10 protein-coding genes and 3 tRNA genes are annotated in these 14,691 nt (G+C 42.0%); all 13 read right to left on the reverse strand.

Annotation, left to right across the window (positions count from 1 at the left end):
• Window positions 1-560: 560 nt before the first annotated feature.
• Window positions 561-878 (reverse strand): peptidase A8, encoded by a 318-nt coding sequence (locus tag HXT30_RS05320; RefSeq protein ID WP_422111482.1) that lies wholly within the window; start codon window positions 876-878, stop codon window positions 561-563.
• Between the two features lie 181 nt (window positions 879-1,059).
• A tRNA-Gly gene (locus HXT30_RS05325) sits at window positions 1,060-1,133 on the reverse strand.
• A gap of 99 nt (window positions 1,134-1,232) precedes the next feature.
• On the reverse strand, window positions 1,233-2,276 hold the full coding sequence (locus HXT30_RS05330) for a M48 family metalloprotease (RefSeq protein ID WP_422111483.1): 1,044 nt from the start codon (window positions 2,274-2,276) through the stop codon (window positions 1,233-1,235).
• Between the two features lie 185 nt (window positions 2,277-2,461).
• Window positions 2,462-3,952: an FAD-dependent oxidoreductase gene (locus HXT30_RS05335; RefSeq protein ID WP_422111484.1), complete on the reverse strand. Its 1,491-nt coding sequence runs from the start codon at window positions 3,950-3,952 to the stop codon at window positions 2,462-2,464.
• Between the two features lie 192 nt (window positions 3,953-4,144).
• Window positions 4,145-6,541, reverse strand: coding sequence for a heavy metal translocating P-type ATPase (locus HXT30_RS05340; protein ID WP_422111485.1), 2,397 nt, complete (start codon window positions 6,539-6,541; stop codon window positions 4,145-4,147).
• Between the two features lie 276 nt (window positions 6,542-6,817).
• A tRNA-Ala gene (locus HXT30_RS05345) sits at window positions 6,818-6,890 on the reverse strand.
• Window positions 6,891-6,918: 28 nt separating this feature from the next.
• Window positions 6,919-6,992: transfer RNA gene (locus tag HXT30_RS05350), tRNA-Ile, on the reverse strand.
• Between the two features lie 98 nt (window positions 6,993-7,090).
• Window positions 7,091-7,570 (reverse strand): Dps family protein, encoded by a 480-nt coding sequence (locus tag HXT30_RS05355; protein ID WP_415686081.1) that lies wholly within the window; start codon window positions 7,568-7,570, stop codon window positions 7,091-7,093.
• A gap of 25 nt (window positions 7,571-7,595) precedes the next feature.
• A complete protein-coding gene (locus HXT30_RS05360) occupies window positions 7,596-8,927 on the reverse strand; it encodes a hemolysin family protein (protein WP_422111486.1) in 1,332 nt (443 codons plus the stop codon).
• Between the two features lie 97 nt (window positions 8,928-9,024).
• Window positions 9,025-9,831: a TIGR03943 family putative permease subunit gene (locus HXT30_RS05365; protein ID WP_422111849.1), complete on the reverse strand. Its 807-nt coding sequence runs from the start codon at window positions 9,829-9,831 to the stop codon at window positions 9,025-9,027.
• Window positions 9,832-9,851: 20 nt separating this feature from the next.
• Window positions 9,852-11,012, reverse strand: coding sequence for a permease (locus tag HXT30_RS05370; protein WP_422111487.1), 1,161 nt, complete (start codon window positions 11,010-11,012; stop codon window positions 9,852-9,854).
• Complete coding sequence (locus HXT30_RS05375; protein WP_016635831.1) at window positions 11,006-11,665, reverse strand: carbonic anhydrase; 660 nt, start codon at window positions 11,663-11,665, stop codon at window positions 11,006-11,008. The genes HXT30_RS05370 and HXT30_RS05375 overlap by 7 nt, the downstream gene beginning before the upstream one ends.
• Window positions 11,666-11,853: 188 nt before the next feature.
• Window positions 11,854-14,610 (reverse strand): phosphoenolpyruvate carboxylase, encoded by a 2,757-nt coding sequence (locus HXT30_RS05380; protein WP_422111488.1) that lies wholly within the window; start codon window positions 14,608-14,610, stop codon window positions 11,854-11,856.
• Between the last annotated feature and the right edge of the window lie 81 nt (window positions 14,611-14,691).

A 14,691-nucleotide genomic window follows, 5' to 3' on the forward strand; every position in this document is an offset into this window, starting at 1 on the left:
AACAATACCTACACCAATGTAGGAATCATTACATCAGATGATATGATGTCTGATGGACTAATCCGCAATATTAACGCTTTTTTAATAAATTTTCACAAAAATATTCACATTTTTATAGAAATATAGCATATTTTTACAAAATATACCAACAGATAAGAAAGTTATAGGTCAAAACTGTGTAAAAAATCATGTCTAGCTTATTGCAATACAAGCATATTGCAGCAATCAAATGTGTGTTATTCTTTACTTGCAAAATCATTCTAAACAAAAATATCCAAATTTAGCGCAGCTCTGACTTTGCCACAGATTCTGCTTGGCCTATAATCCAATATTTATTCAAATGCATGCGCTGCAAGCGCGCGATTATAAAACTTGTATACACAGCACATCCAATGTACAAAAACTACGATTTATACATCTTTTGTCTAAATATCACACACAGAATTCAGACTGAAATCAACAAATCACAATCAAACCAAACACAACATATAACAAACATAGCCTTCTGAATTTTAATTAATCTCAGAAGGCTATTATTTTTAATAAACTGTTTAATCTAGTTATGCTACATAGCTATCTTTTTTACTCTTAAAGATGGTTATAGCGGCAATACTTACAACAAGAACAGCAAGAACAATCAATGGCGCCGCAAAATAATTTGTGTAGAATTCACGCACATCAACATCTACGGAATTGATAGTCGCAGCATAAGAAATATACGACAATACGCCTAATACAACATCAATAATTGCATATGAGTACGCATCTTTATACAACTCTTTAGCTGATTTGCTGCTTTTAACCCATAAAATTACAGATAGAACCAAGCCTATTAACATTGATGCAACAGCAACAAGTGCAAACAACATATCTAACATAAAAACCTCCTGCCCAATTAAATCCTCTTCCATAGCGGATTTAATACGATTTTAATTTAACTAAGATTTTCGTGTCAATATTAAAAAAAAATTATAGAATTTTGCACATTATTTTCACATTTAGCGTACTTCTAAGACATAAGAACAAGCCACAAACGTTGATATATCAACGTTTTCTACATGGAGCGGACAACGGGAATCGAACCCGCCTCTGAAGCTTGGGAAGCTTCCATTCTACCGATGAACTATGTCCGCATGTTCGGTTGTTTGCGATTAATCCTTACCGATAATCTGCCTACAAACAAGCAAATAAGCGCTCAAGAATCAATCTAAAAAGCAAACCATCTAAGAATATCACGCTCCGCTAACTGCTACAACTCCGCCAGAAACACCTTTGCCGTATTCAACATTGTATTTAGCGCCATTCTTAAAACGAAACACGCTATCGCCATCATGCTCAATATGATCGATTTCTCCACGTGCATCTTCTTGCACAAGACTTTCCATCTTACTAGACATAAGCATTAAAGAGTCAACTCGCTTGTTAACATCTGGCTGCCTAGAAAACAGCTTTAAAAGCTTGGAATCGTAGTTTGCAAACGGATTTACAATCATCAGTGAAGCAATAGCTTGCACTCCCGAATGCAAATCCATCTTATGCATCTTAACTCCGTAGGAAATTTTGTTTAGAGCAGAAGCTAAAGCCGCAGGGTCGCCAGTAAGCATACTTGCACTTCGATCTGCATCCAGCTCGCGCACTCTAGAAATCGCAAGCTTAACAAATAGAGAACCAAGCGGCACAAAAATGGCACTTAAAACCTTGCCAATAACCTTTAGTACAGGGCAACGCCTTTTAGCAGATTTTGCACACTCACTTCCCGAATACATAAGCACGTACCCAAAATACGTAATAACTGTTGCGATTGCAGATGCAACCGTTGAATTCAAAATATCGTGATTATAAACATGAATAAGCTCGTGGCTTACAACGCCACGCAACTCGCGCTCGTTTAGAATATTCAAAAGACCACGAGTGCAGCAAATTGTTGCGTGACGCTCGCTTCTACCGATTGCAAAAATATTCGGACTGTCTGTTGGAGCAACATAAATGCGCGGCATAGGCTTTTCGATTTGCGCAGAAATCTCGCGAACAATGCCGTATAAAACAGGTTCTTCGTTCTCGCTAATTTCGCTAGCACGCATAATGCGCGTGGCAACTTTTCCAGAAAGCCAATAAGCGCATAAGCTTAAAATTATTGCAATAATTGCAAACCAAACCAGCATCGACAAACGCAATCCAGCAACAATCCATAGCAAAGCAGCAAATAGCCATATTAGAGAAAACAACACTACTGTTTTCAAATTGTTGCAATAGCGCATACCCATGTTGCCGAACATGCTTTTGATTTTAATAATCGCAACTGTAATTTTGCTGAATGAAAACTGTATATTTAATGTTTATGATTTAACACACTCAAAACAGGTGAATAAATGTTGAAAAGTGGCCACTTTCTGCGCAATTTGGCTACAGTTTAATGGCCACTAATCAATGTTTACTAATCAATGCGTACACTCAATATAAACTATTGTTTAATTTCCGCTATATCCATAAGCATTTGTTTAGATACGACTTTTTTGCGAGCGCGATTTTCCGCTAATCCAGATTCCACCTCGAAAGCATCAATCCTCTTCCACCCTTCAAAATCAACCACTTTGACTCCTCTAGATTCAAGAAGATTTTCAATAGACTTAGGATCTCTATCTGTTGCCAATCTGCCAGGAAGCGCAGGAAGCGCGCTTTCACATTCTTCGGTCGAACTTTTTGCTAAGTCTTCCAGCATATTTTCAACGACTTGCAAAGCATCCGACTTTGTAGAACCAATCAACCCAACTGGCCCTCGCTTAGCCCAACCAGTTGCATACAATCGTGGGCAAACAACCCCATTTTGCGCAGAAGTTAAAATCCTGCCATCGCTGTTTGCAAGAAGTGCGCGAGAAGAATCGTAAGCAACTCCACTAACTTGCGCAGGCTTATATCCAATCGCATGGTAAACTGCCTGAACTGGGTATTCTTCAAACTCGCCAGTGCAAGTCATTTTGCCATCCGCGCTTGTAGCTGTGCGCTCTACACGAATCGCAACAACCTGCCCATTTTCTCCCAGAATCTCAACTGGATTTGCGTTAAAGTGAATAATGTAGCGCTTACTTGCAGGATTTCCTTCAAAGTCAACGTTTCCACCATCTTCCATATCTTCGCTCAAATCGCGTATAGCAAAAAGCTCTTCTACCATTTGGCGAGTCAATTTGTCTTTTCCAGCAACATCAATTGTTTCGTCGTCCAGGTCAAAATCGCTCTCGTTTACAACTATTTGCACGCCAGAAAGCTCTTCCATCTCGCGCAATTCTTGCACAGAGAATTTAGCTTGTGCAACGCCTCGTCGAATAAACAAGTGAAGTGTTTTAGCCTGATTTTTAAGCAAACCATTGTAAACATCGTCGGAAATATCCGTGTGCTCTCTAAGATAATCCGCATCTCGCAAAAGCTCGCGCGCAACATCCATAGCAACGTTTCCGCCGCCAATAACAGCCACTTCGCTTGCATCAAGCGGCCACGTACGCTCGCTGGTAGGATATCCGTCGTACCATTCCACAAACTTTGCAGCTCCATACACGCCACGCAGCGAGGCGCCTGAAATGTTAAGCGGCTTATCTTCTACAGCGCCCGTAGCAAACAGAATTGCGTCATAGCGCGGCAACAAATCTTCTAGCGTAATATCTTTGCCAAATTCAACATTCGCATACAAGTGAATATTTGGATTATCAAGCGTTTTGGCTAATGCATCTGCAATGAATTTTATACTCGGATGGTCTGGAGCAACGCCATATCGAACCAGCCCAAATGGCACTGGTAGCTTTTCAAATAAATCGATTCTAGCGGCCGTACCCAAGCCCATTCCTTCGCCTAGTTTTTTAAGCTGACGAAGAAAAATATCTGACGAGTAGATTCCAGCAGGCCCCGCGCCAATAACTGCGATTCGCAATTCGTGCGAATCCGCATCATAATTCATTTCCATAAATTTTCCCATGTTGTTATTCAAATTTTGTTATTCAACTTTTGTTATGTTAAAACATTACATTTTGCGTGTTTCGAGCATTCTTAAGCCTAATCTTTTTGAAGATTTAAATAAAATCGCTGGCTTTTATGCTCCACTACTTAGACTAGCGCCTTGGTTTATTCAAGAAAAGAGCAAAGTGAATATTGTCACTTACGCACGCTTGCCTTTCAACGCTGTTAGCGCCCACAAAATTGACACAACATCAATCATCTCTTGCATCATAGCTCCAAGAACGGCAGGAATCAGTCCAAAAGCAGCCGCAATCATGCTTATAACAGCCAAACCAATTCCCAACAGAACAGCTTGAATCATAACTCTCTTCGTGTGTTTTGCAACGCTTACAGCGTTTGCTACAGCATAAATGTTGTTGTTCATAATAACAACTTGCGCGCACTCCGAAGCCGCTGTATCCGTGCCATCTGTTAAAGCCACTCCAATGTTTGCTGCAGCCAAAACTGGGGCATCGTTTACGCCATCTCCAACCATCATTGTTACGCGCTTATCTTTTTTCTTATTCATAAAAATGCTAAATATGCCAAATATGCCAAATCTGCCGCAATCTTCTTCGCTTTTATAACCGCTATAGTGCTGTTTTATGCACTCAAGCTTGTCTTGTGGCAGCAAATTAGCCTTTACTCGCTCAATACCAACGCTTTTTGCTATTGTTTGAGCAGCATGCAAGCCGTCTCCCGTGAGCATGTTTATTGAACGAACACCAAGCCCCTTTAGCTTTTGTATCGTTGATTTTGCATTTTCTCTAGGCACGTCTTTTAGAACAATTCGCCCAACAAGTTTGCCATCAAAAGAAACGTATGTTGCCATCTCGTCTGCAGAAAGCTCTTCAAAATTGATTTCTATTTTTGATACATTTTCTATATTTTTTGCATCTTCTGCATTTTCTATATTTTTTATATTTTCTACATTTGCGCGTGTGGCTTTATCTTCGGAAGCTTCCGACTTTTCCTCGAGGCAGCCAGCTGGCGCATTCAAAACGTAGCTTTTTCGCCCAACTCTAACGTTTACGCCATCCACACTTGCGCATATACCTTGGCCAGCAGTTTCTTTAACACCGCTTATAACTGGATATTCGCGCACGCTTGGAAGTTGCGGAACGGCAGACGGATGCGTGTTTTGCCAAAGATCTGCTCCAGCTTTTGCAATTCCTCCTGCAAGAATGTGCTGCGAGTATGTTTCCAAAACGCCTGCAAACATTAGTATTCTATTTTGCAACTCGCTATTTTCTTGATTTTCCTGATTTTCGCTATCTTGATGATTCGCTAAATCCACTCTAACAACTTGAGGCTGCTTAACAGTAAGCGTTCCTGTTTTGTCGAAGAAAACATCACTTACACAACTTAATTGCTCTAAAACATCCTGACTTTTTACAACAATCCCAAGCTTTGCAAGTCTTCCTGTTCCTGCCATAAACGCCACTGGCACGGCGATTAATAGCGGGCAAGGCGTAGCTAGCACCAACACTTGCGCAAATCTTAAAGCCTGACCAGATGCAGCCCAAGCGCTAAATGCAATCACAAAAGAAATCACCGTAAAAGGAACGGAAAGCATATCCGCAAATCGAACCACAGCAGCTTTAGAAGATCTTGCAGATTCCACCAACTTCATGATTTTTTGATATTGCGAATTTTGCGATAACTTAGTTACGCGCATAATCAATACAACGCCGCCATTTACGCATCCAGACAACACTTGTGCGCCAGCAAACACTTCGCGCGGAAGCGACTCGCCATTTATTGCACTTGTGTCTAGAACAGCAGAACCGCTTAAAAGCTCACCGTCTACAGGAACCGTTTCTCCTGGAAGAACAACTATAACGTTGCCAATTTTTAAATCTTCCACTGGAACGGTTTTGTATCTTTGTAATTGGCTAGAAGACTTTGCAGCTTGCAATATTGGGCATTCTTTAGAGTTATTGTGGCATTTTTTACACGATTCACAACTAGTAAAATCTTTAGGTTCTTGCAATGCCTCTAGCGAAGATTCATCGCTGACTTTTCTAAAATGACTATGATCAAGCAGAGCACATAGCTCACAAGATTCACCACACACTATTCCAGGAAGTGTCATTAAATGCGCGGTTTGCGGAGATGCGTTTACTAAAAGAGATAGATTTTTCTGCGCTGCATCTTGCGCAAAGTCTTCGATTGCTTCGCCTGTAAACACCATTACAACAATCAAATAACTTGCCCAAAATTCGCCTATACAAAGCGTTGCAAGCAATGCAACAAACGCAAGCAAGTCAATTCCAAGTGTGCCATGCACCAAATCATCAATCATACTTAAAAGAGACTTAACACATGTATATAAAACTAAACATGTTATTATACTTTGCCCGATTGTAAGGCTTATTTGCACATTAAACTCAAAATTTATTAACGAAAGTAGGTGATTTAACGTCTTGCTTATAGCTTTGCAAAAATCGAGTATAAAAGTCAGATTTCTAGAATAAAACGCCGCAATAAACGGAAACAAAACTAAAACGATTACTAATTGAGGAGCACGACGGCAATACGCTAAAAGTTTACGCATACACTTTCCTTACGCTGATCAGGCTAACTGCGCTAAACGCTGCTAACACACGATTTCACGCCTTGTTAACCCACTGAGCAGCTATTTATAACAGCAAACTCAATACACGGCGTAAAGATACTTATGTTTATTTGTTAATGAATATATTAACAACAACCATTGATGAGAAGCATTCTCATATAACAAGACGCGCGCAAACACAAGGAACGCACGAACACAATACGGACTCCATGCATGAAAAAAGGGCTTCTAGCGATTTGCTAGAAACCCTACTTGTGGAGCTAAGGAGACTCGAACTCCTGACCCTCTGCTTGCAAAGCAGATGCGCTACCAGCTGCGCCATAGCCCCATTCGAAAGAATGATGTTCATTCTATCGTGGGCCCGGGAGGACTTGAACCTCCGACCTCATCCTTATCAGGGATGCGCTCTAACCACCTGAGCTACGGGCCCAACTTGTACATTAGAAAACATACAAGTAGTTAGATTAGCACAGACGCAGAAAATGTCAAATAGCAAATCTAAGCGTGTCGCAAAATTATTCTACAAAATTATTCTAAATGGCTACGCATAAACCACTGGAACTTTTCAAGCTGCTGAACATGGTCTTGAATAATGTTTGAGCTAACAATATCAAGATTATCAAGCTGCGCAATGGCATTCCTATCGTCCGCAATCATATCGTTGTAATACTCAATTAACGCTTGCAAATACTCTTTGGTGGACTTTCTACCACTAAGAGCAAAACGCTTCCAAGTGCGCGAAGCTACAACATCGTCTGCGCGACCAAGTGGGGAGCCTCCAAGCGTTGCAATTCGCTCAGCTGTCTCATCTGCTTGAGCCAAAACTTCTGCAACTTGAGGGTCAAGCATTTCGTGAACTGCAATAAAGTCTGGGCCTGTAACATTCCAATGCGCATGCTTTAAGACTAAAGCAGCTTCCTGCTCGTGGCTTAAACGATTTTGTAAAACCGCAATAGCTTTTTCGCTAGAAACTTCGTCTAAACCTGGCACAATATGCATTAAAGCCATAGTATCCTCCATTTTTTGTTTTTTATTAATTTTTACTATTGATTTTGTTCAAATCTTTATTTTGCTCTGTTTTTCTAACTTCAATCGTAGCAATTCTACGACCATCCACTTCTGCAACAGTCATATCGTAGCCGTCTGCATCGTGCAAAACAGCGCCAACCTTGCCCATGGAGCCTGTACGAGCCAGAAAATACCCTGCAACCGTTTCGTAAGGGCCATCTTCCAATTCGATTCCAGTAACGTCCGCAAAGTCTTCAATCGTCATTCCACCATCAACAGTAGCCACTCCGTTTACAAACGCTGTAGACTTACTATCTCGGGTTAAATCAGACTCATCTGGCAAGTCGTACTCGTCTCGAATATCTCCAACCAGCTCCTCGGTCATGTCTTCAAGAGTTACAATGCCATCCGTTCCACCATATTCGTCAATAACAACCGCAAGATGAACCCCTCGCTTTCTAAGAAGCTCAAGACTTGGGAGCAACTTAGACGTTCCTGGAAGACTTATTCCCTCTCTAGTTACGTCTGCTACAGTTTTTGCATTTGGATCTTTAACATCCAGCAAATCTCGAACGTGAACAAATCCAATAACATCATCAAAATCCTTGCCTGTTACTGGATACCTAGAATACGGAAGATCGCGAATCTTTGCAGCAGCATCTTCTAGACTTAGTGAGCCATCCAAAAACTCAACGTCTGCACGCGGGCGCATTACTTCTGCAACAATCGTCTCGGAAGCGTCAAAAACATCGTCTAAAATCGTGCGCTCATCTTGACTAAGTTTTTTATTGGAATTAACCAAAACGCGCAACTCTTCGTCGGAAACTTCACTTTCTTTTTCATTAGGATCGAACCCAAGAAGGCGCACAAAACCGTTGGTATTCTTAGCAATCAACCATATTAGCGGCTTGCATATTTTAGAAAACACGTCTACTGCAGGAACAACAGCCCTTGCGATTTGCTCCGATCTTTGCATTGCGATTCTTTTTGGAACAAGCTCAGAAATTACGATTGAAAAATACGATATTATAAGCGTTAAAACAATAGTCGTAAGCGGGCCTGCTACATGTTTTGAAACACCCCAAGACTCCACTAATGGCACAACATGAGGCGCTATTGCAGATTCACCAAAAGATGCCGAAAGAAAACCAGAAAGCGTAACTCCGATTTGAAGAGTGGAAAGAAAAGTGTTTGGATCGCGGGCGATTTTTGCTACGCGCGCTCCTCGCGCATCCTGTGCTTCCATGCGATCCAGCTGCGACGATCGCAAGTTAACAAGCGCAAGTTCGGTTGCTGCAAATATGGAACCAAACAAAAGGAACACAACAATGAGTGCAATGTTAAAACCCAACGACATACTTGCTATCTTAGTTGAATTTAGCGCATATAAAAAGTGCATATAAAAGCAATATTGATAATGTTGATAATATGCGCAAATAAAGCAATACGCGCAATCAAGTTCTATAGAAATACCCCGAAGGCGCTTTATTCAAAACGCTAGCAGATTCAACTTTAAGAACAATTCCATCTTGCGAATAACCTTTTACCCCAACTTTTCCAAGAGCTATTTTGGCTTTAACAACAACCCACTGATGCTGCGAAAACTGCAAATTTTTAGGCATTTGTGCAACAAAACCAAATGGGCTCATATCTAAAATGCAACAAGACATAAACTGTCTAGATATGCGAACTTGATCTTTAGAAAGCGTAGATTCTTTGCTTATAAACCCTTTTACAACAATCGTATAATCTTTGTATTTATCAAAATTATGGTCAATTTCGTTGTACCAATTGCCAAAATCATCGTCTGCAACAACAATTTTTTTATTAACTACATCTAATCCGCTTAAATTTTTTTTATTATTTTTACGATTAGACGCGATTGCTATTGCGCGACCAGACGCATATTCGTCAAAACCTGCCGACTTTGCAAAACCGCCACCTAGTGCAGATTGAGACATTTGAAGTGGAATCAAAATAATAAGCATTGGAACTACGATTGAAACCATTATTTTTTTGCAATCTTTAACACGTGCAGAAAAAATTCCAAAAAGTGAGCAAATTCCTAAAACAAAAAGCAAAATTGCAGCAAAAATAAGATAAGCAAAAGCACGCGGAGTAGTTAAAATTGCGTAAGATCCGCTTAGCGCACTGTGCATTAAAGTTGCAGAAAAGCAAAATAAGCACAACGCTTGAATAATACTTGCAAATGTTATTTTTTTAGACAATTTTGCAGAATTTGCAGAATTTATATCACTCACAGCATTACTCACAGCATTACTCACAGCATTACTCCCCACGCAAAATGAACAATAAGCGCAGCAAACAAGCAGAACACAACAATCGTTGCAATTAAGCGCAAAACAAACTTAGTTTTGCAATCTTCAACAAGCATAAGAGTGTTTTTTATGTCTAGCATTGGCCCAAAAAGTAGAAAAACAATTACCGAACTCATTGGAAGCGAGGAGGCCAAAGAGCGAGCGATTACAGCGTCGGAACTGGAGCAAAGTGAACTTGCGTACGCTATTAGCATCATTGCTGGAATCGCAACAAAAACAGTTGTTGTGTTAACTTTTGACGCAGGATCTGCACCAAGCCAAACTCGAATAATCGAAGCTACTATTGTTCCAAACAAAATTATTGGCATTAGTCGCATAAAATCTGAATAAATGTGATGTGCGTAAGTTTTCAAACTATTTTTAATATCAGACTTAAAGCTGGAAGAATTTTTATACGAAGAATTGCCACTTTGCAACTTATTGAAATCTGCGCACGCTGCACAATCAACACAATCCGCACACGCTATACAATCCGCGCGAACTTTTTCCAATACATTCTGCCTTAAAACTTGCGACTTTACGGGAAAAATCACAAAACTAACACCCACTAAAAGAGCAACACCAACGCCCAAAGCCACTCGAGTTACAGCAACTGCTGGAACGTCTGCAAAAGCATACCAAGTGGCCCAAATAGAAACAGGATTTACCACTGGCACAGAGCACAAAAACGTTACAGCACAAGGCAAAGGCAGCTTTCTAGCAACAAGACGAGAAAAAGTTGGAACAACAACACAATCGCAAACAGGAACGCACACACCTGCAAGAATCGCAGCCAAAAAGCCGTTTGCAATAGACTTTGGAGCATGTTTTTCAATAAAATCTTCCGTAACCCATGTTTCTACAGCAGCAGAAACAAGAACACCAATTAACGTAAAGGGAACGGCTTGCAAAAGTAGCCCCGAAACACCCCTAATAACAGTGTTTACAGGCAGCCACGGGTTGCGCGCTTGCAACGCAGGAAACATTGCAATAATAAGAGCCGCAAAAGGCACTCCTATAATCAAATATAGATAGTTTGCAGAATTTGCTTGTTTTGCTTTACTTGCTTTACTTGCTTTTTCTACTTGGATAGTTGTTTTTGCTTCGGTTTCTGTTTTTAGCATGACAACACTTCCACCAAGCCGTCACTCATTCGATACCTTGCTCCAACAAGCATCAAAGCGTCTTTGAAAACAGCTTCGCGAATTATTTGTGATTTTTCGCAAATTTCAGCCAAAATATTAGACACGTGAATACGTTCAATATCATCTGTATCTAAATTTTCCTCAACACCTGCGAGCGCAGCAGGACCTAAAGAACGCAGCAATATTGACTCGCTCGACTCAATTATTTCGTTTGTTTTATCTTCGCCGTATTCAGAAACCAGCTTTTGCACATTCGGCAAAACAGCCTGTACGGCGCCGCAATGCTCATGCCCAAGCACAACCAACACTTTTACTCCCAAATCACTTACAGCGTATTCTAGCGAAGCTATTACGGCATCATCCAACACTTCTCCAGCTGTGCGAACAGAAAAAATATCGCCCAAACCAGCATCGAATATAAATTCTGGAGCAACTCGCGAATCTGCGCACGAAAGCACAACAGCTCCAGGATGCTGACCGTCAATAAGTTTCATGCGCGATTCTGAATTTACGCCTGCATGATCTGAATTGCCGTCTGCAAATTTGCGATTCCCTGCAAGCATTGCGTTTAATACCGATGTAGCTAAAACTGAATCTTCATTAGCAAAATCTTCGCTGACTTCTTCTTGCATTATTACCTCCTACACTGGCATTGGCAATATTTTCAGTTGCTTAAAGTGTAAAATTTTTGACTTAAAATATATTGTATCTTTCGTAGTAAATAAGAATTTTGTTTAAGAATATAAGCCTATTATCAAAAAAGCTCCCGTATTGCAATTCGCAAATACGAGAGCCTTCTTGATTCAGTAATTTATTAAAATCATCCAGTGTTTTGCAAGCCTGCAGCAACACCAGAAACTGTGCAAAGAATCAAGTAAATAAACTCTGCTTGCTGGCTTTCGCTAAGCTCTTCTTTATCTACCTTGTTGCGCAGCTTATGCAATGCAAGTGACTGAATTACAGAAAGCGCGTCCACGTAAGGCGAGCGCACGCGAATCGCCTGGCCAAGCACATGGCGATGCTGCAACGGCCATTTATCTCCAACAATTTGCAAAACCCACTTGCGAGTAAGTTGCATCTCGGAAAGCACTTTATTACTCAAATCTTCGCGATCTCCAAGGCTTAGATACATGCGAGCAATTCGCTCATCCGTTTTAGCCAAAGACATCTCAATGTTGTCAATAAAAGTACTAAACAGCGGCCACTCTTCGTACGCTCTGCGCAGAGTTTCCAAGTCGCCAAACTTTTCGCAAGCTGTACCCAAGCCGTACCACGCTGCCAAGTTGATTCGAGCTTGCGCCCAAGAGAACACCCACGGGATTGTGCGCAAATCGTCCAAAGACTTTGCACCAAGACCACGCTTTGCAGGGCGAGAACCAATTGGGAGCAAACCAATCTCACTAAGCGGAGTAACAGTTGAGAACCACGGCGTAAAGTCATCTGTTTGAAGCAAATCAATAAAACGATTATGCGCTGCAACATCAAGCTTTTGAGCCATATCCGCATACTTGTGCGTCATCTCTGTGTTTGTTTTCTCAACGCTTGGAGCCGACTGAAGCAAAGTTGCTGCAGCCACGGATTCCAAGTGGCGAATCGCCAAAATTGGGTTACCATAGCGAGCAAAAATAACCTCGCCTTGCTCAGTAAGCTTAAATCGGCAATTTACCGACCCAACTGGCTGAGCCAAAACAGCACGGTTTGCAGGACCTCCGCCTCGTCCAACAGCACCTCCGCGGCCATGGAACAGCGTTAGGTCAATATCGTGCTTTTTAGCCCATTGAGCAATGCGCTCTTGAGCAGAATGCAAAGCAAGCGTTGCAGAAGTCGGGCCTGCGTCTTTGGAAGAGTCGGAGTAGCCGAGCATAACTTCCATCTTTCGGCCAGTGGCCTTTAAGCGAGCCTGAACTTCTGGAATCTTAATGATTTCTTCCAAAACATTAACCGAATTTTGCAAATCTTCCAGCTGCTCAAAAAGCGGGATTACGTCGATTGTTGGCGCATCTTGAGGGTGCGCAAACGCAAGGCGATTAAGCTCAAACACATCGCGAACATGCTGAGCAGACTTTGCAAACGAAATAATGTAGCGGCGAGCTGCACGCATACCGTTGCGCTTTTGAATTGCTCCAAGCGCGCGGAATGTGTCTAGAACTTCGCGAGTCATTGGCTGAAGCGGTCCACGCTCTCCATGCAAACCGTGTTCGCGAATATCTTCCAAAGCGCGCGAATGCACGAGCGAATGCTGACGGAACTCCATTTCCACCATGTGGAATCCAAAGGTTTGCGCTTGCCAAATAAGATCTTGCAACGGACCATAAGCCGCGCGCGAATCGCCAGCAGCCGCAAGCGACCTTTGCACAATGTGCAAGTCTTCAATAAAATCTTCGCAAGAATGATACATTATGTCTGTATCTCGGCTAATTGTTCTATGCAAACGATCTGCCATAACAAGCATAACAGCTCTATGCGGCTCGCTGTTGGAAACGTCGGATGCGCTTTCCGTTAGCTGCTCGCTCATTTCTCGCTGGCGATTCCAAAGCTCCAAAAGCTCAACACTTGGAGGAGTTGTACGCGTTTCCATTGTTAAGCATTTTCCAACTTCACGCGTGCGCTCTTCTAGAGCAGCAAGAACGTGGTCGCTAAACTTTCTAGCAACTTGCCTGCTAACTTTTGCCGTAACGTTTGGATTTCCGTCTCTATCGGATCCAATCCAGCTTCCTGGATGGAAGAACGCTGGGCAACGCGGCGGCACTAAGCCAGCCTTCTTACCTAGCAGCCAATCGTCAAATCTGCGATAAACCAGCGGAATCGTGTTGAACAAAGTGGCGTCAAAAATGTCTAGAATCGTGTCTGCTTCTTCAACAGGAGTTGGCTTTTTAAGTGCGATTGGAGACGTACGCAGCAATGCGTCAATCTCGTTGTATAGACGCCTGTAGTTTTCGCGCTTATCCGATCCGCCTAAACTATTGTGCTTGCTTAGAAGCTTTGATATTCTGCGGATTTTACCAGCTACAGCCTTGCGCCTAGCTTCTGTTGGGTGCGCAGTAAAAACTGGGTGGAACTCAAGCTTTGCAAGCAATTCCTTAGCTTGCGCAGGGCTCATTTCCGTAAGCAACTTATGATATGCGCAAGTTAGCTCGTTCACTGGGTCCACTGGATTGGAATCCTCAACGTCGCATTCGCGTTGATGAAGCACAGAAACCCTGTAGTTTTCTTCACAAAGATTTGCAAGATGGAAGTATGTAGCAAACGCGCGCGCAAGCAATTGCATATCTGGTAAATCCATGCCATTGATTTTTTCTACAGCCTTGCTTAGTCCGTCGTTTTCTGTTTCTTGAGCATCAAGCATTTGATTAAAGTGTGCAGCACTTGCATCTACAGCATTTAAGCGCACTTCGTCAAATACGGTTAATAATTTTTCATCAAATTCGCCCAAAACATCGCGCAGAATGTGCAAGCACAAATCCATGTCTTGCTTAAGCGATGCTGGAAGTTCACGCTCCTCGGGGCCTTTTCGCCCTAAACCAGACGTTACAATCGTTGCGTCTGCTGGAGTTACCTGTTGATTTTGAGTTGTCATCAGACCTCCTTGTGCTAGTCATAAGGTTGCTTGGTCGTTTGACTTCCGCGGCTCCTCCGCGGTTATTTAGGTCAAAAGTTG

This window comes from Gardnerella sp. DNF00571G (genome assembly GCF_049262695.1).
GTDB classification, from domain to species: Bacteria; Actinomycetota; Actinomycetes; order Actinomycetales; family Bifidobacteriaceae; genus Bifidobacterium; species Bifidobacterium piotii.